Consider the following 18,765-nt stretch of genomic DNA (forward strand, 5'->3'; position numbering starts at 1 on the left):
CCAATATCAACTTGCGAGTTTAGCCGGGAAACCGGGTGCGCGCAGGTCGGTGCCGACGGCATCCTCGAGCAGTTTCACGATCATCGTCGACCAGGCGCTGCCGCCATAGGCCTGCTTGCCTTGCCTGAAGATTGCGTCGACGCGCGAGGCAAGCTCGAGCGGAACGCCGAATTTTTCACCCATGCCGAGGGCGAAGCCGAGATCCTTCAACGCCAGGTCCATGGTGAAGCCGATGTCGTAGGAGCCGTTCAGCACCAGCTGGCTTTCGGTCTCATGGACGAAGCTGTTGCCGGAGGAGGCGACGATGGCGTGATAGGACTGGGCAAGGTCGAGCCCGCCCTTTTTGGCCAGCATCAGCGCTTCGCCGGCGGCGACCAGATGGATGAAGGCCAGCATGTTGGTGATGACCTTGATCACCGCCGCCGAGCCGACCGGACCCATCAGGAACGAGCGCGCGCACATCGCCTCGACGGCAGGGCGGTGGCGCGCATAAAGCGCTGTGTCGCCGCCGACCAGCGCGGTGATCTGTCCGACGGCTGCCAGATGCACGCCGCCGGTGACCGGGCATTCGAGCGTCTCGACGCCTCTTGCCGAGGCGAGGGATGCAAGGCGCAAGATCTCGTCTTGGCCATTGGTCGACATCTCGATCCAACTGCCGCCTGCGGGCAGGCCTTCGAGCAATCCGCCGGGGCCGGCCAGCACCGCCTCGCTGACTTTTGGCGAGGGCAGGCAGGTGATGGCATTGCCGGCGCGGCCAGCGGCATCAGCCGGGCTGTTGGCGGCATCGGCACCAAGCATCACCAGCCGCTCGACGGCCGCCTGGTCGAGGTCGAATACGGTGACGGCAAAGCCGTTGTGGATCAGGTTGGCGGCGAACTGGCCGCCGAGATGGCCAAGACCGACGAAGGCATAGCTCTGACGCGCGCTCACGGCATCAACGGCGTCTGCAGCATCTGCAAATGCAGGTCCTTGCCGGTCCAGGGATGCGCCTCGCAGACGGCTTCGTCGAGTTCGACACCGAGGCCTGGCTCCTTCGACGGGATGACGTTGCCGTCCAGCCATTCGATCTTCTTCTTGAGCAGCTTCGCGTGAAAACCGTCCCACTGTTTCAGCGATTCCAGAATGAGGAAATTGGGCAGCGTCACCGCAAGCTGGATGTTGGCGGCGCCGACGATCGGTCCGCAGTAGCAGTGCGGCGCGACCTGGATGTGGTAGGCTTCGGCCATGGCGGCGATCTTTTTGGTTTCGAGAATGCCGCCGGAGCGGCCAAGGTCGGGCTGAAGAATGGTCGCCGCACGGTTCTCGATGACGCGGGCGAACTCAAATTTGGTTGTTAGCCGCTCGCCGGTGGCAATCGGGATCGAGGTCGCGCGGGCGACCTGCGCCATCACCTCGGGCATGTCGGGCGGCACCGGCTCCTCGAACCACAGCGGATCATAGGGCTCGATGGCGCGGGCGAGGCGCAGCGCGCCCGATGCGGTGAACTGGCCGTGCGTACCGAACAGGATGTCGGCCCTGGTGCCGACCGCCTCGCGGATCGCCTTGACCATGCGGGCGGAGAGGTCGATGTCGACGAGGCGCGGCTGGTGGCCGTCGAAGGCGGTGTAGGGGCCGGCTGGGTCAAGCTTGACCGCATTGAAACCCTGCTCGACATATTCGAGCGCGCAGGCGGCGGCCAGATCTGGGTCGTTGTAGACGTTCTTGCCGCGGGCGTCCTCCGAATGGACGCTGCCGCTGTGCGGGTAGAGGTAGGTATAGGAACGCAGCGTTTCGTGTACCTGGCCGCCAAGCAGCTTGTAGACCGGCTTGCCGGCCTCCTTGCCGATAATGTCCCAGCAGGCGATTTCCAGCGCCGAGAAACAGCCCATGCCCGACACGTCGGGCCTCTGGGTGAAGCCGGATGAATAGGCGCGGCGGAAGAAGGTCTCGATATCGTGCGGGTCGCGGCCGATCAGATAACGCTCGGCCATGTCCTCGACCATTTTCGCCGTGACATGGGCCGAGAAGGTGGCGTTGTAGGCCTCGCCATAGCCGACGACGCCGCCATCGGTAGTGAGCTTGACGAAGATGAAATACTTGCCGCCGATGCCGGGCGGCGGATTGCCGACCACCCAGGTCTTGACGTCGGTGATTTTCATTTCTGATCCTCCAGAACCAGTTCGGCGCCCTTCCATCCGGTCATGATCGCGGCGGCGTTGGTGTTGCCGGTTATGTTGTCGGGAAAGATCGAGGCATCGATGACGCGCAACGCCTGGATGCCGTGTACCTTGAGGCGCGGATCGACGACGGCGTGCGCCGCGTCCGGCCCCATGCGGCAGGTCGAGACCGGGTGATAGACGGTGCCCGAGCGCTTCCTGAAATCCTGAATGAGATCCGCGTCGGAGGTGATCGAGGGACCGGGCAAAACCTCTTCCTCGATGATCTCGGCCATCGCCGGCATCGAGGCGATCTTCCTGACGAATTTCACCGCCGCCAGCATTTCAGCGACGTCCGCCTCGGTCGAAAAGGCATTGGCGACGATTTTGGGATAATCGCGCGGATTGGCGGAACGGATCATGATTTCGCCGCGGCTCGACGGACGGCAATTGGACAGCCCGATGGAAAAGCCCGGCCATGGATCGGGCGTCAGGATCGGGCGTTCGCCGCTCTTCGGAATGACGGTTGAAAACGCCTGGAAATAGAGCTGCATGTTGGGCCGTGCCGTGGCCGGATCGGTGCGAAAGAAGCCGCCGGCATTGTTCATCGACAGCGACAGCGGGCCTGAGCGCAAAAACACGTATTGCATGCCGACCAGCAGCTTGCCCCACCACGGGCGCAGGATCTGGTTGAGCGTCGGCAGCCTGCCCTTGAACGTGTAGTTGATGCCGACATGGTCCTGCAGGTTTGCCCCGACATTCTCGTTGGCGTGAACGACGGGAATGCCGAGCGCGCCAAGAAGCGCCGACGGGCCGACACCGGAAAGCTGGAGAAGTTGAGGCGAATTGACCGAACCGCCCGACAGGATGATCTCGCGGCCGGCGCGGGCGGTTTTCGTCGCGCCATTCTGGAGATATTCGATGCCGACGGCGCGTTTGCCCTCGAACAGGATTTTTGTCGCTAGGGCGTTGATCTCGACGCGGACGTTTTTGCGCTTCATCGCCGGGCGCAGGAAGGCGCGCGCCGCCGACATGCGGCGGCCGTTCCTGGTGGTGATCTGGTAGACGCCGGCGCCTTCCTGCGAGGCGCCGTTGAAATCCGGGTTGAGCGGCAGGCCGGCTTGGTTGGCGGCGGCGAGATAGCGCTTGGTGAGCGGATGGACGGAGGTCGAGCAGTCGGTGACATGCAGCGGCCCGCCGACGCCGCGCCATTGGTCGGCGCCGGCCTGATTATCCTCCAGCGCCTTGAAGGCGGGCAGCAGGTCATCGAAGCCCCAGCCGGGATTGCCGGCCGCTGCCCAAGCGTCGAAATCCTCACGCGCGCCCCTGATCCAGACCATGGCGTTGATCGAACTCGAGCCGCCGAGCAGCTTGCCGCGCGGCCAGTGGTCGGCATTGCCGGCCAGGCCGGGATCCGGCTCGGCCTTGTAGTTCCAGTTGACCGCCGGGTCGAAGAAGGTCTTGCCGTAGCCGAGCGGCATCTGCACGTAGAAGCGACGGTCGCTGCCGCCGGCCTCGAGCACCAGCACCGAGAAGCGGCCGGAAGCCGACAATCTTTCGGCCAGGACCGAGCCGGCCGAACCGGAGCCGACGATGATGAAATCATAGGTCTGCATGGTGGATACGGCTGGCTCCGGAATTCAGCTCTAGCCTAGACTTGAGCGCGGCGCGGCGTCGCCGGGTCTTCCGGCATCCGATGTGAAAAAAGCGACTGGCAACTTCGTTTGAATTTCGACTTTCAGCGCCAAGAAGATTGATGAAGACCTAACTTGCCCACGCATCGAGTTGATTGAGGACAGCAATGGCTGGATAGGATTTCCGGTTGGGATAAGCACGCCTGTAATAGGCATTCCAATAGCTTGTGGCCTTGCTGCGCATTGCACGCATTACGTCTCGGTTCTGTCGGACAAAACTGGCATAGGCTGAAGCGTCCAGATCAGGTACTGCGGCGTAGATGTCTTCGGCGATTTCGACGACATATTCGCCCAACAGCAGAACGACGAAGGCGATGCTCCAACTTTCGTTCAGCGACAGGATCACCTTGGCTGATTTCTGCCGCAAAAAGCCATCTGTCGATCGTGTCAGCAGGCAATGCGACGGAAATGAAAAGCCAAGGTGATGCTCTCGCACGCTTGGCAGAAAATGTAACCGATAAGGAATATAGATGACCGCTCCATCAGAAATGAGATGTCGGGACGTCGTTCGGTAAGTGTCGTCGACAAAGGGCGTCAGCTCCTCCTCTGCCATGGTGGTCAACATGCTGAATGGGAAAGCTGACTTCGCAGCGCCCGAGAACGGCTTGCGTCGTGTGAACCAATCCACGTTGTGCCTCTGACCAAAAGTTGAAAACGATCCGGCTTCATTTCGAAGTGCCTGAGCTTCCTCGCAAGCGATCCAAGCATTACAGGCGATGATCGGCAATCTGCTTGAAATCATAGCGCATGATCGGGCGGGCCGGCGTTCTGCGAGCGACGACCCTGAACCCGGCGCGCGCGAAGGTGGAGGCATATCCGCTGCCGGAAGCACTCGGCGATACGTCGGCCTCGAAAGGATAGGCTTCGAGTGCCGGAGCATTTGCGCGCCTTGCGACTTCCAGTGCTTCCGCAATCAGCTGGAATGTTACGCCCCGCCTGCGGTATCGTTTTCGCACGTAGAGGCAGGACAGGGACCAGACCGGCCTGTCGTCCACGCGCTTGAGCTGCCATAGCCGATCGAGCCAGGGCAGGGCATCTCGCAGCGTCACCCGGCACCAGCCGACAGCCGTATCGCCGTCGAAAGCGAGCAAACCCGGAGGCGGACCATGCTGGACGGCCTGCCGGAACGCTGCCTTGTTTTCCTCGCCGGGCCGCTTTCGATAAGAACTGCCGATCCGTCCGTACATACACCAACAGCGACTGCAGACGGCGCTGTCACCGAACAGGTCCTCGAGCGCCGGCCACAGATCGGGCGTTAATGGGCGAAAGCCAAGTTCCATGTCAGCCGTCATCCGCTATTGATATTGCCCAGTCTAGCCTGCACTGCGCGCTAGCGCATCATAGGTTGCGGTCCATGCGGGGATGTTCAAACCGGGGTTTCACTCAGCGTCCCTGTCGTGCTCCATCTCAGCGCAGAAAACCAAGCACGGCCTCCATGAACTCGGTGGGGTACTCGACATTCGACAAGTGGACCGCGGGCAGGACAACCAGTTTCGCGCCGGGCACCATCGCCGCGATCAACTCGCTATGGCTGGCGGCTGTCACAGTGTCGTGCCGGCCGGCGATCACCAACGTTGGCCTGGAAATCAGCGCTACGGTTCGGCGAAGGTCCGCATCGCGAACCGCCGCGAACAGACCAGCCAAGCCTTGCCGGTCGATGGCCAGCAGCATGGCGCGAAATTCTTCGATGACGGGCTCGTTGGCCGCCAGCATACGCGCAGGAAACCAGTTGCCCAGGAACATCTCGGCGGTTTCGGACATATCCGGCGCCTGCAGCACGGCGGCAATCCGCTCGTCAAACTGCTTTGCCGGTCCGAGGTAGGATGAGGTGTTGCTCAGGATCAAGCGCTCGATCCGCTCGGGCGCGTGGATGCCGAGCCACTGCCCGACGAAGCCGCCCAACGACAGACCGAGGAAGTGTACGCGTTCAATGCCCAGGGTGTCGAGCAACTCGATCACGTCGCGGCCAAGCCGGTCGAGCGAATAAGCGCCGGCCGGAACGCTCGACCCTCCGTGGCCGCGAAAATCATAGCGCAGAACACGGAAATGGTTCGACAGCTCGCCGACCTGCATGTCCCACATCCGCAGCGTGGTGGCGATGGAATTCGACAGCATCAGCACGGGTTTCCCGGCGTCGCCGTCGATGCGGTAGGCGATGCGTGTGCCATCGCCGACGGTCACGAAATCCAGCTCATTCATGGGTGAATACACCTTCCTTCTTGGAGCGTTGAATGTGGCAAAGCCTAGCTGCGGCACGCTTTTGAAGATATTACAAACATAGGACTATCTCTGTAATAGAAGCCGACATGGCCGAATTCACCCTGCACGACCTGCAATGCTTCGATGCCGTGGTCCGCTGCGGCGGCTTTCAGCCTGCGGCGGCCATGCTGCATCGTTCGCACCCGGCTGTGTTCGCAGCCGTTGCAAAGCTGGAGCGGCAACTCGACCTCGTTCTTTTGGATCGCAGCGGCTATCGCGTGCGCCCCACCGAGGCAGGGCTGTCGTTCCATCGCAGGGCACAATCGCTGCTGCGCGAGCTCGAGGGCTTGCGGCTTCATGCTGCTCAGCTGTCAATGGGCGAAGAAAGCGAGATCCATGTGGTGATCGGCGACCTTTGCCCGCGCCCCGCAGGCATTGGGCATGCTCGGACGGTTCTTCGCCCAGTGTCCGGGCACACGCCTGCACCTGCATTTCGAGGCGGTGGGCGGCCCGTGGGAGCGCCTCTTCGATGACGAAGCCGATTTGATCCTGCACTGGATCGACAAGAGCGATCCGCGGGTGGAATGGATCGATCTGTGCAAGGTGCCCTTCGTCCCAGTAGTGGCGTCGGGCTTTCTACCGGAGCGGATCAAGCACCCCATCACGCCGGATCAGATGCACGCGTTCACCCAATGTGTCATGCGCGACACGGCCCGCCATTCACCGCAACAAGACTACTTCATGATCGAGGGTGCGCCGCAATGCATGGTGGCCGACCAGGGGATGAAGAAGGAAATCATCCTGCAGGGCCTCGCGTGGGGCCACATGCCCCGCTTCCTGATCGAGGAAGAGCTGCGCGACGGACGCCTGCAATCCGTTGCCGGCCGTCATCTGCCAGGCCGCACCGAGGAGTTGGTGGTGGCGCGCCGCCGCGACCGGCCGCACGGGCCGATCTCGAACCGTCTGTGGGATCATATCGAGCAAGAGGCGCCGACGTTGCGTCGAGCGCTCGAACGTCGGACACCTGTCCAGTAGGCGGCCAAGCCGGGGCTCAGCGAGGCCGTTCGGAGGCCAACCACCTGCTGCTCTTCACTGACGTAATCCACGCCTCCGCGCTGCAATTTGCGCATCCGGAATGGGCAATCGCCTTCGACGTGGACCAGAAGGCCGCAATCGTCACACGCAAGAAGGTGCTCGACATGGTGTCGGCGGATGGCCTGCTCGTCGCAGGCATGCACCTGCGCTTTCCAGGCATCGGTCATGTTATCCGCGAGGGCAACGCCTATGCCTACGTCCCGCTTCGCACAGCATCTTTTCAACACTGTCGACCGATAGCCGAACTTCAGGCCGCGACCTGTCCAGTGGCGCGTTGACCTGTCCGTGCCATGACGATACGGGATCGGGACAATCGGCTTCGAGAGGATTGGCCAAATGGTGCATTACGCGGACGGGCGGCCGATCGGCGATCTGACGCTCAGGACGCTGGCCATGCCTTCCGACGCCAATGCGGCAGGCGACATTTTTGGCGGCTGGGTGATGGCGCAGATGGATCTCGCCTGCGGCATCCGCGCCGCCGAGCGCGCCAAGGGCCGCGTGGTGACGGCGGCGGTGAAGGAAATGTCCTTCGCCAAGCCGATGAAGATCGGCGACACGCTGTGCATCTATACGCATGTCGAACGCGTCGGCCGCACCTCGATGACGCTCAAGGTCGAGGCCTGGGCGCAGCGCTATCTCTCCGACCTGATGGAGAAGGTCACCCATGCCGACTTCGTCATGGTGGCGCTGGACGGCGAAGGCAAGCCGAAGGCGGTTCCGGCCGAAGGCTGACCCGGCCTGATTCCAGAAGACGGATTTAAACAGCCGTCTCTCCCGCGCGGGGGATGCGGACAGCGATCCCGCGGGGTCTTTGGCTAACGGGTTCCCGCATGCGCGCCTGCAGCGCGACCGACGGGATCTTGGGAGGAAACACAATGCGTCAACACATGCTGAACGCTGCCCTGGCGAGTGGCTTTGCAGCCTTGCTCTGCCTGTCGTCCGCAAGCGCTTTTGCCGAGGTCAAAAAAGGCGATCCAGGCGCCACCTGCACGTCGGAAAACCGCACCATCAACGGGCAGGCGGCCAAGTGCGAGATCTGCTCGGCGACGAAATGCGACACCAGCGGCACGACGGTGAGCAATTGCCGCAAGGAGACGACCACGACCTGCACGATTGGCGGCAGGGTGGTCAGTCCCAACCCGAAACGGAACCGGATCGAGAAGCTGCCGAAGACCAAGATGCAGTTACAGCAGTAGCGCTCATCCGGAGGCTCCCGGGCAGGTTCAAACCCTTGCAGCACAAGGGTTCAGCTGTGCATGGCGTCGAACTTCTCGCGCGCCGCCTTGACGCGCTCGGTGTTCTTGCGTGCCCATTCGCCGAGCGCATCGACCGGCACCAGCAGTTCGTAGCCAAGATCGGTCAATTCGTAGTCGACCCGCGGCGGGATGGTCGGGAACACGGTGCGCGTAACGAAGCCGTCGCGCTCGAGCCCGCGCAAGGTCGTGGTCAGCATCTTTTGCGAAATGCCGCCGACCGCGCTGCGCAACTCGTTGAAACGCAGCGGCCCGTTGCCAAGCTTGCCGACTACGAGCACCGTCCATTTGTCGCCGACGCGCTGCAGGATTTCCGAGATGGCGCGGCAGTCCTCGGTGCGGTGCGGGTGCCTTGGTAACAAAAAAGTGCCTCCTTGCACATTGAACGGCCAGTTACTCATATAGCTCAGGTATCTAAACGATACCAGTATTCCCGTAAGGAGAGCCCCCTCTATGTCAAAACCCAAAATCGCCATCATCATTGGTTCAACCCGCGCGGCCCGCTTTGCCGACGTCCCGACCCAATGGATTGCCAAGATAGCCAAGTCGCACGCCGACATCGACGTCGAAGTCGTCGACCTGCGCGATTTCCCGCTGCCGTTCTTCGATGAGGTCGCATCCTCCGCCTGGGTGCCGTCGCAGAACGAAGTGGCGCAGCGCTGGCAAAAGAAGGTCGCCGGATTCGACGGCTTCATCTTCACCGCCGCCGAATACAATCATGGCCCGACGGCCGTGCTGAAGAACGCCATCGACTACGCCGCCAACGAGTGGAACAAGAAGCCGGCCGGCTTCGTCGGCTATGGCAGCGTCGGTGGCGCGCGCGCGGTCGAGCAGCTGAGGCTGCATGCGGTCGAGTTGCAGATGGCGCCGGTGAAGTCCGCCGTACACATCGCCTGGGCCGATTTCCTTGCCGTCAAGCAAGGCGACAAGAAGCTCGATGAGTTCGAGCACCTCAACCAGGCGGCAACCGCGCTGGTCAACGACATTGCATGGTGGGCCAGGGTGCTGAAGACGGCGCGTCAGGCCGATGCCGTCGCCGAGGAAGTCAAGGCGGCCTGAGCACAGGTTCGAGCAGTCCTCCCAAGGATTAATTCTCCCAAGCATTGGGGCGGCGCATGCGCCGCCCTTTTTGTTCATACGGCATGGGCGTCCTGCGCTTGCCGTGGTCTGATGATGCAATCGGCAAGGCGGTCCATCTCATTCAGCTCGTCGGCGTGATGCTGGCCCCACTGGCAAAGTGCCAGCAGGATCGGCTCGAGGCTGAGGCCGAGCCGCGTCGCCGAATATTCGACGCGCGAAGGTATCTCGGCAAAGATCTCGCGGCGGACGAGGCCGTGCTCTTCCATTTCGCGAAGTTGCTGGATCAGCACTTTCTGGGTGATATCGGGCATCAGCGCCTGCAGCGCCGACAGCCGCCGGGGGCCGTCGAAGAGATGGTACAGGATGACCGCCTTCCAGCGGCCCGAAATCACTTTCAGCGCGCGCTCCGCCGGCAGCGTCGGCAGTCTCTTGATCAGCTTGGCCATGGTCACCTCCCGGTCAGCAGCGGACAAATCGGTGTGTAGTCGAAGCCAGGCAGATAGTGGCAAACAGCGGCCGATGCCAACAGCGATCGGTGCATGCGATGAGAGCCATTCAACTGAGCCGCTTCGGCGGGCCCGACGTTCTCGACATAGTCGCGGTGCCGAAGCCTGAGCCGCAAGCCGGCGAAGTCTTGGTCCGCGTTCATGCGGCCGGGGTGAATTTCTTCGAAGTGCTGATGCGCGCGGATCGCTATGCGGTGACGCCGCAACTGCCGATGATCCCTGGCGTCGAGGCCGCCGGGATCGTGGAGGCGCTTGGCCAGGGGGCGGACGCTTCCTTGCTCGGCACGCGCGTCGCCGCGCCGTTGTTCGCCTCGAGCCGCCCGTTTGGCGGCTATGCCGAGTATGTGACGATCGACGCAAGCCTGACCGTGCCCTTGCCGGATTCGCTCTCGTTCGAAAACGCGACGGCATTGATGGTGCAAGGACTGACGGCATTGTATCTATCGCGGCAAAGCCCGCCGGCCGGCAGATCGGTGCTGGTCGCCGCTGCCGCGGGCGGCGTCGGTTCGTTGCTCGTCCAGCTTGCCAAGCGCGCCGGCGCGAGCCGTGTCATCGCGGCAGCCGGCAGCAAGGCCAAGCTCGACCTTGCTTTGTCGCTGGGAGCCGATGCTGCCGTCGACTACAGCAACACGGATTGGCCGGTGCACGTCCGGGCAGCCACAGACGGCGCCGGCGTCGACATCATCTACGACATTGTCGGCGGCCCGCTGACGGCGGTTGCGCTGGAGGCTCTGGCACCTCGCGGAGAGTTGGTGTTTGCAGCACTTGGCAGATACGCGCTCGGCGCCCCGGAGATGGAGGCGATGATCGGCCGCAACCAGTCGCTGAAGGGTTTTGCCCTGCTGCCGTTGCTGTCTACGGACGGGCTCCGTGACGGCCTTTTGGAGCTTTTCGGTCTGGCCGCTGGTGGTCAGCTTGTGGTGACCAAAGGTGGCCGCTTCCCGCTCGACCAGGCCAGCCAGGCGCATCGCCTGCTGGAGGAGCGCAGCGCGACCGGCAAGGTCGTCTTGATACCTTAGTAGGTGCTCCGCAAGGATCCGGGGTTGTGCCGTACAGGCCGTCAGCGAACCCGGTAGAACGGATTTGGCAGCAGGAACAGCTTCTCCGCATGCCCCCCGAACAGGTCGGATGGCTGGTCACCGACATTGGCAATTATCGTGTAGCCGGCCTTTTCGATTTCGGCCCTTATGGGTGCCTTGAAATCTGCGGCGGAGCCGTATTTGGCCCCAGGCTGGACCATGTAAAGGTGCTCGTAGCCGGCATAGCCGGCCGACTGCAGGTTCTGTTCGGTTGCCTGACGCTGGTCCTCCGGACGTCCGGTGATGAAGAACACCGCGACTTTCGCCGTTCGCGCCTGCCGGAAAACCTCCAGCACGGCGTCGATGGCCGGATCCTTCGCAAGCTGATCCCAGGCGGCCCAGCCACAGGGACCATCGATTGCGATGTCGCAGGCGCCGCCGATCGGGCGGCCGAAATTGTCACGTGTGATCACTTCCCAGTTGGCCAAAGCCGTCTCGTCGATATCGAGCACCAGTGCGGGGCGAGGCACCTCCATTGCGCGCTTGATGACCCAGTCGCCTGCCTGCTTCGCCACAGCGGCAAGGTCGCGGTCATAGTCGCCGGAATCATGATAATTGGCAGCCGCCAGCATCGCATCGCCGACATTGGCTGGCTGGGACGGGCTTGTGAGAAGGAGCGAGTCGGAACGTGCCGGCGCAGGAACATTTGTGCCAATCATCAGCACGATTGCCCCGGCACGCGCAATTCTATTCCAACCAATCGCCCGCATCACGAGACTTTGCTGTCACGAGAAGTCGGCTGTCAAGCGAGGTCTTCCAAAGGTAGTGTCTCAGTTTGAAATTTGAAATATGCGAAAGCGCCTATCCCGGTTTGCTCGCCTAGGCGAAACCGCCTATGTGCTCAGCGGAAAGCATGGAAGGCACCCAATGTCAGATCCGATTCAGTTGCTACCATTCGCCTTGTTGACAGTCCTCACAGCAATCCCCGCGTGGGTGCTGTTTGGCCGACTAAGAATGTCTCGGGCGTGGGTGCTTCTCTCTGTGGTCCCGTTGGGAATGATAATCATTCTCTGGGTCGTCGCGTATAAGCGCTGGCCAATTCAGGAGGCAGCAATTGCCCACCGGACCTAAAGGCCAGAAGCGCCCCGCCGATGTGATCGGCAACGCCGTCCGCGTCATGCGCATGCAAGACTCCTGCGAGGAAGTCGTGCTTCGGTGGCCAGGCACGCCGCCACCGCCTGACTACGATGGACCGTCGTCTTAATTTCAAACTGAGACACTACCCTTCCACAGGTCCTCGAGACCGCGACCTGAATTGGACATTCCAGATGCCGAATGTCTCTATGGGTTGCTGCACCCTACACGATTTCCGCCGTCGCGGTCTTTGCCTCCAAACAGGTGACGCACCGCCGGAACCGCCGGTCGAAATGCGTCACCCGAAAATCATGGCCGTCACGCGCTTTGCCGTGCCCTACGCCGCCTGAACGATCTCGACCAGTTCAACGTCGAACACGAGATCGCGCCCGGCCAACGGATGATTGCCGTCGAGCTTGACGCTGGTGTCGTCCACGCCGACGACTGTTACCGGCATCGGGCGCCCTTCCGGGGTTCTGACCTGCAGTCGAGCGCCGATATCGACATTGATGTTGTCTGGTACGCGGGCGCGGTCGACGGTCATGACCGCTTCGGGGCGGTGGGGGCCATAGGCGGCGTCGGCGGGAATGGTGACGGTGCTTTTCGCGCCCACCTCCATACCCTCGACATGGGTTTCGAGACCGGCGATCACTTGTCCTTCACCCAACGTGAATTGCAGCGGTTCGTTGCCGGAAGAATCGAACTGAGTGCCGTCAGCCAGGCGGCCATTGTAATTGATGCGCACGGTGTCGCCATTCTTGGCCTGTGTCATGATAGCCATCCTTTGAAAGTTTCGAGGGGCCGGCCAGAGCTCACGGTCCCGTCCTCGATCATCCACACACTTAGGTGCGCGGCGCGAAACGCTAAAACTAGGGACCTGGCTGCCGATGTAAACCCCGATTGCGCGACGCCGGCATGACCCGCCGGCGTTCGTCGCCTTCGGCAGCAGTGCACCGGTCTAGCAGTCATGCCGGCTCAGCCCATCCAGGCGGCGTGCAAATGGCGGCTAGATCAGGTTATGGCCGCCATCGATGCGGATCGTCTCGCCGGTCGTGAAGTCGCTTTCCATGAGGTAGAGGTAGGCGGCGGCGACGTCCGCAGCGGTCGGAATTTTTCTCGATGGCAACCGGGCAGCCATGTCGGCAAAGAAGCTGGATTTGGCTTCTCCAACAATGTCCCACATCGGTGTATCGACCCATCCGGGCGACACGACATTGACGCGCGTCGGGGCCAGTTCGAGCGCCAGAGCGCGGGCGAAGTAGCTGAATGAACCGGCAATCGCGGAGACGACCGAGCCTCCCGGCACCGGCGGCCGATCCTTATTTATTCCCGAGGTGAAGGTCATCGAGCCGCCGGCTTTCAGGGTGCGCACAGCATGCTTGGAGAGCATGACAGCGCCAATCAGCTTGTTATCGACGAAGCCTCGCACAGCCTCCATGTCGGTACTGCCGATCGGATCGCCGGGCGGCAGTGTTCCGGCGGTCGATACGAGGTGATCGAAGGGACCGACCTCGTCGAACAGGCGAGCGACGTCCGCTTCGTCGGTCATGTCGGCGACCACGCTGGTCACGCGGCCCGCATTGAGCGTCCGTTCGGCAGCCAGCAGTTTCTCGGGCGAGCGTCCGACGATCACGACCTTCGCTCCGCCGTTGAGAGCAGCTTCCGCGACGCCGAGACCGATGCCGGAACTACCGCCGACGACGATGACTTTCCTGTCCACGAGCGATGTCATGAGGGTTCTCCGTTCGTTGCGATTGCGGTGAGGGTCAGGCCTTGCCGGCATAGGCGGCTTCGAGGTCGGCGATGATGATCTTGCGCATCCCGTACATCGCCTGCCGGACGCGGTTGGCCTTTTCGCGATCCGGATCGGCACTGAGCCGCGGCAGGATTTCCGGGATGACCTGCCAGTAGACGCCGTATCTGTCGGTGAGCCAGCCGCAGGGTTGTGCCTTGCCGCCGCCGGCGGTGAGCGCCTCATAGTAGTAGTCGGTCTCGGCCTGGTCCCTGGTCTCGATGTAAAGCGAGAGCCGCTCGTTGAAGGGCGGCTGCGGCCCGGCATTGAGCGCAGTAAGGTGCAGTCCTTCGAGCTCGAAATCGAAGGTGGCATGCGGGACCGTCTTGTTGGTTCCGGACACCCAGTCGGTGTATTCGATGGTCTGGAGCGCTTTGCTGTTCTTGAAGACCGAGAGATAGAAATCGCGGGCTTGCTCCGCGTCGGTGTTGAACCAGAGGAATGGGTGGATGGTGGCCATGTCCGTTCTCCATTAATTCCTTGCGACAGCGATCTTTGGCGAAGAGCCTGTCCGCTGTTGCTTTCGTTCAGGCTAGCGGTGGTCCGACGGCCGATAGACCGAACCGTCCCAGTCGCGGGCAAACCCGAGGTCTTCGAGCCGGCGGGTCGAGAAGCGTGCAATCTGCCGCCCGGTCCGGCGCCGGCTGCTCGAGGCGAGAATGCGGCCGGCCATGCCGGTCAGGACGTCGACGATGGGTTCAACTCGTTTGGCGTTCATGGTGCTCTCCCAGAGTGGCGGCAGTTTTGGTTTCAGCAGTTGCCCCGCGACTTTCGTCAGCGAGAGTATCAGTCACATCAAACTCGCCTTTTGCAGCGGCGGTGAATGACTGATTACGCGAGCAAACATGCCGGCTTCTGGCCTGGACGACAAACGACTTATCGGCGACAATCTGTGAGCATCACTCACACGTACAGGTATCGATCCATGCCCCGGAAGCTGCCTCCCCTCACCACCTTGCCAAGTTTCGAGGCCGCGGCGCGCCTGTTGAGTTTCTCCAAGGCGGCAGAGGAACTTCATGTCACCCACGGTGCGATCAGCCGGGCGATCAAGAATCTTGAGGATCAGCTCGGTGTGCAGCTGTTCGAGCGCGGTACGCGTTCGGTGAGTCTGACAGCCGTTGGCGAGCCCTATGCGCGGGCGGTGCGCGAGGCGCTCGCCCAGTTGGCCACCGCCACCGCGGCAGCAACAGCCCGCTATTCGAGCTCGACATTGAACGTCAGCACCTCCGATGGCTTCGCGGGCAGATGGCTGGTGCCGCGCCTCTATCGCTTTCACCGTGCGCATGGCGACGTCGATGTGCGGGTTTCGACAAGCGGGAAACTGACCAACTTCCTCGGCGACGGCATCGATGTCGCCGTCCGTTATGGCAACGGAAACTATCCGGGGCTCACGTCAGAGTTCCTCACCGGCGAGGAGGTGTTTCCAGTGTGCAGCCCAAAGCTTCTTGAGGGTGCACATCCGCTCCGCACGCCTGAGGACCTCAAACACCACACGCTGATCCGTGACAGCTTTCCGATCGACTGGGCGACCTGGCTGGCAAGCGCCGGGGTCGAGGGCGTGGACCCGCAGAGCGGGATTACCTTCGACTCTGCCACCTTTGCCATGGAGTCGGCCGCACAAGGCGAGGGCGTGGTGCTCGGCCGGACCATGCTCGTTGCGGCCGACCTTGCCGCCGGGCGGCTCGTCCGCCCCTTCGGCCACGCCCTGAAATCCCCCTCCAGCTTCTATTTCGTCTACCCGCCGGAGGCGATCCGTCAGCGCAAAGTCAAGGCTTTCAGGGATTGGCTGCTCTCAGAAGTCACGCCGCAAATGGACTGACGGGAAGGCCGGACCGGGTGATGCACCGACTTCCGCTTCGGGTCACCGCAGGACTGTCAGCCGCGCCGCGCCGCCTCGATCGCCGCAACGTCAATTTTCTTCATCTCCATCATCGCCTCGAATGCGCGCTTTGCTTCATCGCCGCCGGCGGCCATCGCTTCGGTCAGCACGCGCGGCGTGATTTGCCAGGAGATGCCCCATTTGTCCTTGCACCAGCCGCAGGCACTTTCCTGGCCGCCATTGCCGACGATGGCGTTCCAATAGCGGTCGGTCTCCTGCTGATCGTCGGTGGCGATCTGGAAGGAGAAGGCTTCGTTGTGTTTAAACGCGGGCCCGCCATTGAGGCCGAGACAGGGGATGCCGACGACCGTGAACTCGACCGTCAGCACGTCGCCTGCCTTGCCGGACGGGTAGTCGCTGGGAGCGCGGTGGACGGATTTCACCGAACTGTCGGGAAAAATCTCGGAATAGAAGCGGGCCGCAGCCTCGGCGTCCTTGTCGTACCAAAGGCAGATCGTGTTCTTGGCGATTGTCATTGCTGGTCCCTTTGCTTTCGAAATCAATCTGGGCTTTTGAAATCAACCCGGGTTGCATCGGCGTTGCACCGGACATGGAAATGCGCTCGTGCCATCGACGTTCCGACAGCAGCAGCTGCCCGGAATCAAGGTACCACGGCTGGTGCTTTCAGGACCAGATACGGGCAGTGACTCGAACCGGCGATGGTCCGCCTGGTCCGACCGGCGGCCTCACTCTTTGCGAAGGGCAGCGCCGCTTTGCTCAAGGTCGCGCTGGCTTTCCGTTGGCGCGCCGTTGTCTCAGAAGGCGCATGAGCAAGTTCCGTCTGTCCTTGCGCGGGACGAGTTCGATATCGCTGACAAGTTTTGCGCCGCCCTTGTGCCGCTCCAATGTGATCTTGCGGCTGTGGAAGGCCTCCAGCTCGGCGCGGTGCGCTACGCTTATGATGGTGACCTTCGGCAATTCGCGAATAATCATCTCCATCATCTTGTCCTGGCTCTTCTCATCGAGTGCCGACGTTGCCTCGTCCAGCACGATGATATCGGGGCGGTGCAGTAGAAGACGCGCAAAGGCGAGGCGCTGCTTTTCGCCACCCGACAAGGTCTGGTCCCATGGCGCGTCCTCCTCGATCCGGTCGTTGAGGTAGTCGAGTCCCACCTTGTCGAGGGCAGCCTTGATCTTATCCAGCGTCCAGTTGTCGGCGGCGCCTGGATAGGCGACAGCGCGGCGAAGCGTCCCGGTCGGGATGTAGGGCCGTTGCGGCAACATGAACAACCGTCTGTCGGCGCGGATGTTGACGCTGCCGCTACCCCATGGCCACAGACCCGCGACGGCCCGCACCAGCGTACTCTTGCCCGAGCCGGATTCGCCGGCGACGAGCACCCGCTCGCCTGGTTCGATCACGACCTCGGTTTCCTTGACCACGGCGGTGCCGTCGTCGAGCGACACGGAGAGATTGTTCAGGCTGAGCATCGCATTGCCGCCGGTCTCGCCGCGCTTTATGCGTCCCAGCGTGTTGCTCTGTTCCGCCCGCTCGAGCCCGTCGAGCGACATCATCAGCGAAGCGATGCGCCGAGCACAGGCGTTCCAATCGGCGAGACGGGGATAGTTGTCGACCAGCCATCCGAACGCGCCCTGCACGATGGCAAAGGCCGAGGCAGCCTGCATGACCTGTCCAAGTGTCATGCTGCCTTCGAGGAACTTTGGAGCGCAAAGCAAGACCGGCACGACAGGCGCAAACAGGCTCGACCCCTGAGACACCAGTGCCGTGCGCATGTGCTGGCCTGCAAGGAGCGCCCATTGCCTGAGCACATGGGCAAATGTCTTGTCCATGCCGCTGCGCTCCTCCTCCTCGCCGCCGAGCAATGCGATGCTCTCGCCGTTTTCCCGCACGCGCGTCAGCGTGTAGCGGAACTCGGCTTCCGCCTGATTTTTTTCCTCGGAGAGGTGGACGAAATGGCGGCCAATGACCGCCATCGAAGTGGACGTGATCGCGGAATAGAGCACTGCGGTGATGACTAGGAAGCCGGGAATGGTGACGGTCGAACCTGCAATCGTCAGGGTCAGGGCGCCGCCGATCGTCCAGAGCACCACGATGAAGGTCGAGGCCGACAGAAATGCGACGATGACACCGGCGATGAAATCGACGGGCGATTCGGTGGCAATCCGCAAATCCTCGGCGATGCGGGCTTCGGGGTTGCTGTGATCGCCGCCGACGAGGTTCAGCTGATAGTAGCGGCCGCTTGCGAGCCAGCGCGCGATGACCGCGGTGGTGAGCCAGGACCGCCAGCGGCGCTGTATCCTCATGCGAAAGAAGACCTGTGCCACCACAAGGCTGGCGCTTCCGATCACGAGTGGCAGGAATACGGCGCTCAGCCAATATACGGTGTGGGCATTGCGTTGCTCAATGGCGTCGAAAATTGCGCGGTTCCAGACATTGATCCCATACTGGAAGCCGACATTGGCGACGATCAGGACCAGCAGCCCGATCGTCAACGGCCAGGCGACCCTGTCGCCACTGCCGCTCCAGTAACCGCGCGCGCTGATCCAGAAGCGCTTAAGCAGGTATCTCTTGCGCGTCCGCTCGGCCTCTTCAGGTGTCAGCTCGGGATCGGGTTCGGTGACATCCGGCGGCGGCGCGGGCTGGCCGACGACCTCTGACGCGACTTCGACAGTCGATTGTTTCTCGCGGCGCGACTTCTCGGCATCGCGCGATTGGGCGCCGTCAACCGATTTCAGCTTAAATTTAGCCTCGGGCATCCGGCGATAACGGGTTAAAAATCAGAAGGTTTCATAGCGTCCGCTCGAGATCCCGGATGCCAACAACGCCAAGGCTTCTCAGCTGTTCCGGTGCTCGCAGCAGCCTATGGCCGTTCTCGATGACAGGCTTTGATCGTCGCGGGCAGTTAACCGCAGGTGCCGGCTACGGGGTGGAATCCGGAAGTCTGCTGGAATGAGGTTGAACGGCGACCCTTGGGATCAATCTGCTGGACGAGCAGTCTCGACAATTCGCTTCAGGCTCTC

The 18,765-nt window shown here is 62.3% G+C and carries 21 protein-coding genes and 1 pseudogene; 7 read left to right on the top strand and 15 right to left on the bottom strand.

Annotated features, from left to right (window positions below):
- Positions 1-6: 6 nt before the first annotated feature.
- From NKH04_RS11405 to NKH04_RS11430, 6 genes are all read right to left on the bottom strand, one after another.
- Positions 7-930: an NAD(P)-dependent oxidoreductase gene (locus tag NKH04_RS11405; protein WP_352921151.1), complete on the bottom strand. Its 924-nt coding sequence runs from the start codon at positions 928-930 to the stop codon at positions 7-9.
- The gene (locus tag NKH04_RS11410; protein ID WP_352816082.1) at positions 927-2,138 is read right to left on the bottom strand and encodes a mandelate racemase/muconate lactonizing enzyme family protein; all 1,212 of its coding nucleotides are present in this window, start codon (positions 2,136-2,138) and stop codon (positions 927-929) included. The genes NKH04_RS11405 and NKH04_RS11410 overlap by 4 nt, the downstream gene beginning before the upstream one ends.
- Positions 2,135-3,751 (bottom strand): GMC family oxidoreductase, encoded by a 1,617-nt coding sequence (locus NKH04_RS11415; protein WP_352921154.1) that lies wholly within the window; start codon positions 3,749-3,751, stop codon positions 2,135-2,137. The genes NKH04_RS11410 and NKH04_RS11415 overlap by 4 nt, the downstream gene beginning before the upstream one ends.
- Positions 3,752-3,899: 148 nt before the next feature.
- Positions 3,900-4,556, bottom strand: a complete 657-nt coding sequence (locus tag NKH04_RS11420) for a hypothetical protein (RefSeq protein WP_352683509.1) — start codon at positions 4,554-4,556, stop codon at positions 3,900-3,902.
- Entirely contained in the window at positions 4,537-5,121 is a 585-nt protein-coding gene (locus NKH04_RS11425) for a GNAT family N-acetyltransferase (protein ID WP_023678384.1), read from the bottom strand. The genes NKH04_RS11420 and NKH04_RS11425 overlap by 20 nt, the downstream gene beginning before the upstream one ends.
- Before the next feature lie 115 nt (positions 5,122-5,236).
- A complete protein-coding gene (locus NKH04_RS11430; protein ID WP_023678383.1) occupies positions 5,237-6,028 on the bottom strand; it encodes an alpha/beta fold hydrolase in 792 nt (263 codons plus the stop codon).
- 107 nt (positions 6,029-6,135) lie between these two features.
- On the opposite strand from NKH04_RS11430, the pseudogene NKH04_RS11435 reads away from it, so the two are divergent.
- The 4 genes and pseudogenes from NKH04_RS11435 (at position 6,136) to NKH04_RS11450 (ending at position 8,319) form a co-directional block, all read left to right on the top strand.
- Positions 6,136-7,063, top strand: a pseudogene (locus NKH04_RS11435) (LysR family transcriptional regulator).
- 119 nt (positions 7,064-7,182) lie between these two features.
- The gene (locus NKH04_RS11440) at positions 7,183-7,401 is read left to right on the top strand and encodes a hypothetical protein (RefSeq protein WP_352921158.1); all 219 of its coding nucleotides are present in this window, start codon (positions 7,183-7,185) and stop codon (positions 7,399-7,401) included.
- 58 nt (positions 7,402-7,459) lie between these two features.
- Positions 7,460-7,855, top strand: a complete 396-nt coding sequence (locus NKH04_RS11445; protein ID WP_023678380.1) for an acyl-CoA thioesterase — start codon at positions 7,460-7,462, stop codon at positions 7,853-7,855.
- 143 nt (positions 7,856-7,998) lie between these two features.
- Positions 7,999-8,319 (top strand): hypothetical protein, encoded by a 321-nt coding sequence (locus tag NKH04_RS11450; RefSeq protein WP_352921160.1) that lies wholly within the window; start codon positions 7,999-8,001, stop codon positions 8,317-8,319.
- Between the two features lie 50 nt (positions 8,320-8,369).
- Here the strand turns inward: NKH04_RS11450 and NKH04_RS11455 are convergent, their stop codons facing one another.
- Positions 8,370-8,738: a winged helix-turn-helix transcriptional regulator gene (locus NKH04_RS11455; protein WP_023678378.1), complete on the bottom strand. Its 369-nt coding sequence runs from the start codon at positions 8,736-8,738 to the stop codon at positions 8,370-8,372.
- A 91-nt stretch (positions 8,739-8,829) separates the two neighbouring features.
- Between NKH04_RS11455 and NKH04_RS11460 the strand changes: the two genes are divergently transcribed.
- The gene (locus tag NKH04_RS11460) at positions 8,830-9,435 is read left to right on the top strand and encodes an NADPH-dependent FMN reductase (RefSeq protein ID WP_023678377.1); all 606 of its coding nucleotides are present in this window, start codon (positions 8,830-8,832) and stop codon (positions 9,433-9,435) included.
- Between the two features lie 74 nt (positions 9,436-9,509).
- Here the strand turns inward: NKH04_RS11460 and NKH04_RS11465 are convergent, their stop codons facing one another.
- A complete protein-coding gene (locus NKH04_RS11465; RefSeq protein WP_023678376.1) occupies positions 9,510-9,902 on the bottom strand; it encodes a winged helix-turn-helix transcriptional regulator in 393 nt (130 codons plus the stop codon).
- 98 nt (positions 9,903-10,000) lie between these two features.
- On the opposite strand from NKH04_RS11465, the gene NKH04_RS11470 reads away from it, so the two are divergent.
- On the top strand, positions 10,001-10,981 hold the full coding sequence (locus tag NKH04_RS11470; protein WP_352921162.1) for a quinone oxidoreductase family protein: 981 nt from the start codon (positions 10,001-10,003) through the stop codon (positions 10,979-10,981).
- A gap of 41 nt (positions 10,982-11,022) precedes the next feature.
- On the opposite strand, the gene NKH04_RS11475 is transcribed toward NKH04_RS11470, so the two are convergent.
- The 5 genes from NKH04_RS11475 to NKH04_RS11495 form a co-directional block, all read right to left on the bottom strand.
- Positions 11,023-11,613 (bottom strand): HAD family acid phosphatase, encoded by a 591-nt coding sequence (locus tag NKH04_RS11475; RefSeq protein WP_352684341.1) that lies wholly within the window; start codon positions 11,611-11,613, stop codon positions 11,023-11,025.
- Positions 11,614-12,452: 839 nt separating this feature from the next.
- Positions 12,453-12,887 carry an FKBP-type peptidyl-prolyl cis-trans isomerase gene (locus NKH04_RS11480; RefSeq protein WP_352450461.1) on the bottom strand — a complete coding sequence of 145 codons (435 nt, stop codon included), beginning with the start codon at positions 12,885-12,887 and terminating at the stop codon, positions 12,453-12,455.
- Positions 12,888-13,121: 234 nt separating this feature from the next.
- Positions 13,122-13,847, bottom strand: a complete 726-nt coding sequence (locus tag NKH04_RS11485) for an SDR family oxidoreductase (protein ID WP_352586823.1) — start codon at positions 13,845-13,847, stop codon at positions 13,122-13,124.
- A 34-nt stretch (positions 13,848-13,881) separates the two neighbouring features.
- Positions 13,882-14,367 (bottom strand): VOC family protein, encoded by a 486-nt coding sequence (locus NKH04_RS11490; protein ID WP_352450460.1) that lies wholly within the window; start codon positions 14,365-14,367, stop codon positions 13,882-13,884.
- Positions 14,368-14,439: 72 nt separating this feature from the next.
- Positions 14,440-14,625, bottom strand: a complete 186-nt coding sequence (locus NKH04_RS11495) for a DUF1127 domain-containing protein (RefSeq protein ID WP_352567970.1) — start codon at positions 14,623-14,625, stop codon at positions 14,440-14,442.
- A gap of 207 nt (positions 14,626-14,832) precedes the next feature.
- Between NKH04_RS11495 and gcvA the strand changes: the two genes are divergently transcribed.
- On the top strand, positions 14,833-15,726 hold the full coding sequence (gene gcvA, locus NKH04_RS11500) for a transcriptional regulator GcvA (RefSeq protein ID WP_352819945.1): 894 nt from the start codon (positions 14,833-14,835) through the stop codon (positions 15,724-15,726).
- 56 nt (positions 15,727-15,782) lie between these two features.
- On the opposite strand, the gene NKH04_RS11505 is transcribed toward gcvA, so the two are convergent.
- Both NKH04_RS11505 and NKH04_RS11510 read right to left on the bottom strand, forming a co-directional pair.
- Entirely contained in the window at positions 15,783-16,256 is a 474-nt protein-coding gene (locus NKH04_RS11505) for a VOC family protein (RefSeq protein WP_352541103.1), read from the bottom strand.
- A gap of 247 nt (positions 16,257-16,503) precedes the next feature.
- Positions 16,504-18,501, bottom strand: coding sequence for an ABC transporter ATP-binding protein/permease (locus NKH04_RS11510; RefSeq protein ID WP_352921167.1), 1,998 nt, complete (start codon positions 18,499-18,501; stop codon positions 16,504-16,506).
- Positions 18,502-18,765 lie beyond the last annotated feature (264 nt).

It is taken from the genome of Mesorhizobium sp. M1365 (genome assembly GCF_040317865.1).
Taxonomy (GTDB): Bacteria; Pseudomonadota; Alphaproteobacteria; order Rhizobiales; family Rhizobiaceae; genus Mesorhizobium.

What these genes read in the sequence shown, in the direction of transcription:
- NKH04_RS11415 (WP_352921154.1), bottom strand. Translation starts at nt 3,751, where the DNA reads ATGCAGACCTATGATTTCATCATCGTCGGCTCCGGTTCGGCCGGCTCG.
- NKH04_RS11430 (WP_023678383.1), bottom strand. Translation starts at nt 6,028, where the DNA reads ATGAATGAGCTGGATTTCGTGACCGTCGGCGATGGCACACGCATCGCC.
- gcvA (WP_352819945.1), top strand. Translation starts at nt 14,833, where the DNA reads ATGCCCCGGAAGCTGCCTCCCCTCACCACCTTGCCAAGTTTCGAGGCC.
- NKH04_RS11470 (WP_352921162.1), top strand. Translation starts at nt 10,001, where the DNA reads ATGAGAGCCATTCAACTGAGCCGCTTCGGCGGGCCCGACGTTCTCGAC.
- NKH04_RS11460 (WP_023678377.1), top strand. Translation starts at nt 8,830, where the DNA reads ATGTCAAAACCCAAAATCGCCATCATCATTGGTTCAACCCGCGCGGCC.
- NKH04_RS11490 (WP_352450460.1), bottom strand. Translation starts at nt 14,367, where the DNA reads ATGGCCACCATCCACCCATTCCTCTGGTTCAACACCGACGCGGAGCAA.
- NKH04_RS11425 (WP_023678384.1), bottom strand. Translation starts at nt 5,121, where the DNA reads ATGACGGCTGACATGGAACTTGGCTTTCGCCCATTAACGCCCGATCTG.
- NKH04_RS11485 (WP_352586823.1), bottom strand. Translation starts at nt 13,847, where the DNA reads ATGACATCGCTCGTGGACAGGAAAGTCATCGTCGTCGGCGGTAGTTCC.
- NKH04_RS11480 (WP_352450461.1), bottom strand. Translation starts at nt 12,887, where the DNA reads ATGACACAGGCCAAGAATGGCGACACCGTGCGCATCAATTACAATGGC.
- NKH04_RS11410 (WP_352816082.1), bottom strand. Translation starts at nt 2,138, where the DNA reads ATGAAAATCACCGACGTCAAGACCTGGGTGGTCGGCAATCCGCCGCCC.
- NKH04_RS11450 (WP_352921160.1), top strand. Translation starts at nt 7,999, where the DNA reads ATGCGTCAACACATGCTGAACGCTGCCCTGGCGAGTGGCTTTGCAGCC.
- NKH04_RS11495 (WP_352567970.1), bottom strand. Translation starts at nt 14,625, where the DNA reads ATGAACGCCAAACGAGTTGAACCCATCGTCGACGTCCTGACCGGCATG.
- NKH04_RS11510 (WP_352921167.1), bottom strand. Translation starts at nt 18,501, where the DNA reads ATGCCCGAGGCTAAATTTAAGCTGAAATCGGTTGACGGCGCCCAATCG.
- NKH04_RS11445 (WP_023678380.1), top strand. Translation starts at nt 7,460, where the DNA reads ATGGTGCATTACGCGGACGGGCGGCCGATCGGCGATCTGACGCTCAGG.
- NKH04_RS11465 (WP_023678376.1), bottom strand. Translation starts at nt 9,902, where the DNA reads ATGGCCAAGCTGATCAAGAGACTGCCGACGCTGCCGGCGGAGCGCGCG.
- NKH04_RS11475 (WP_352684341.1), bottom strand. Translation starts at nt 11,613, where the DNA reads ATGCTGGCGGCTGCCAATTATCATGATTCCGGCGACTATGACCGCGAC.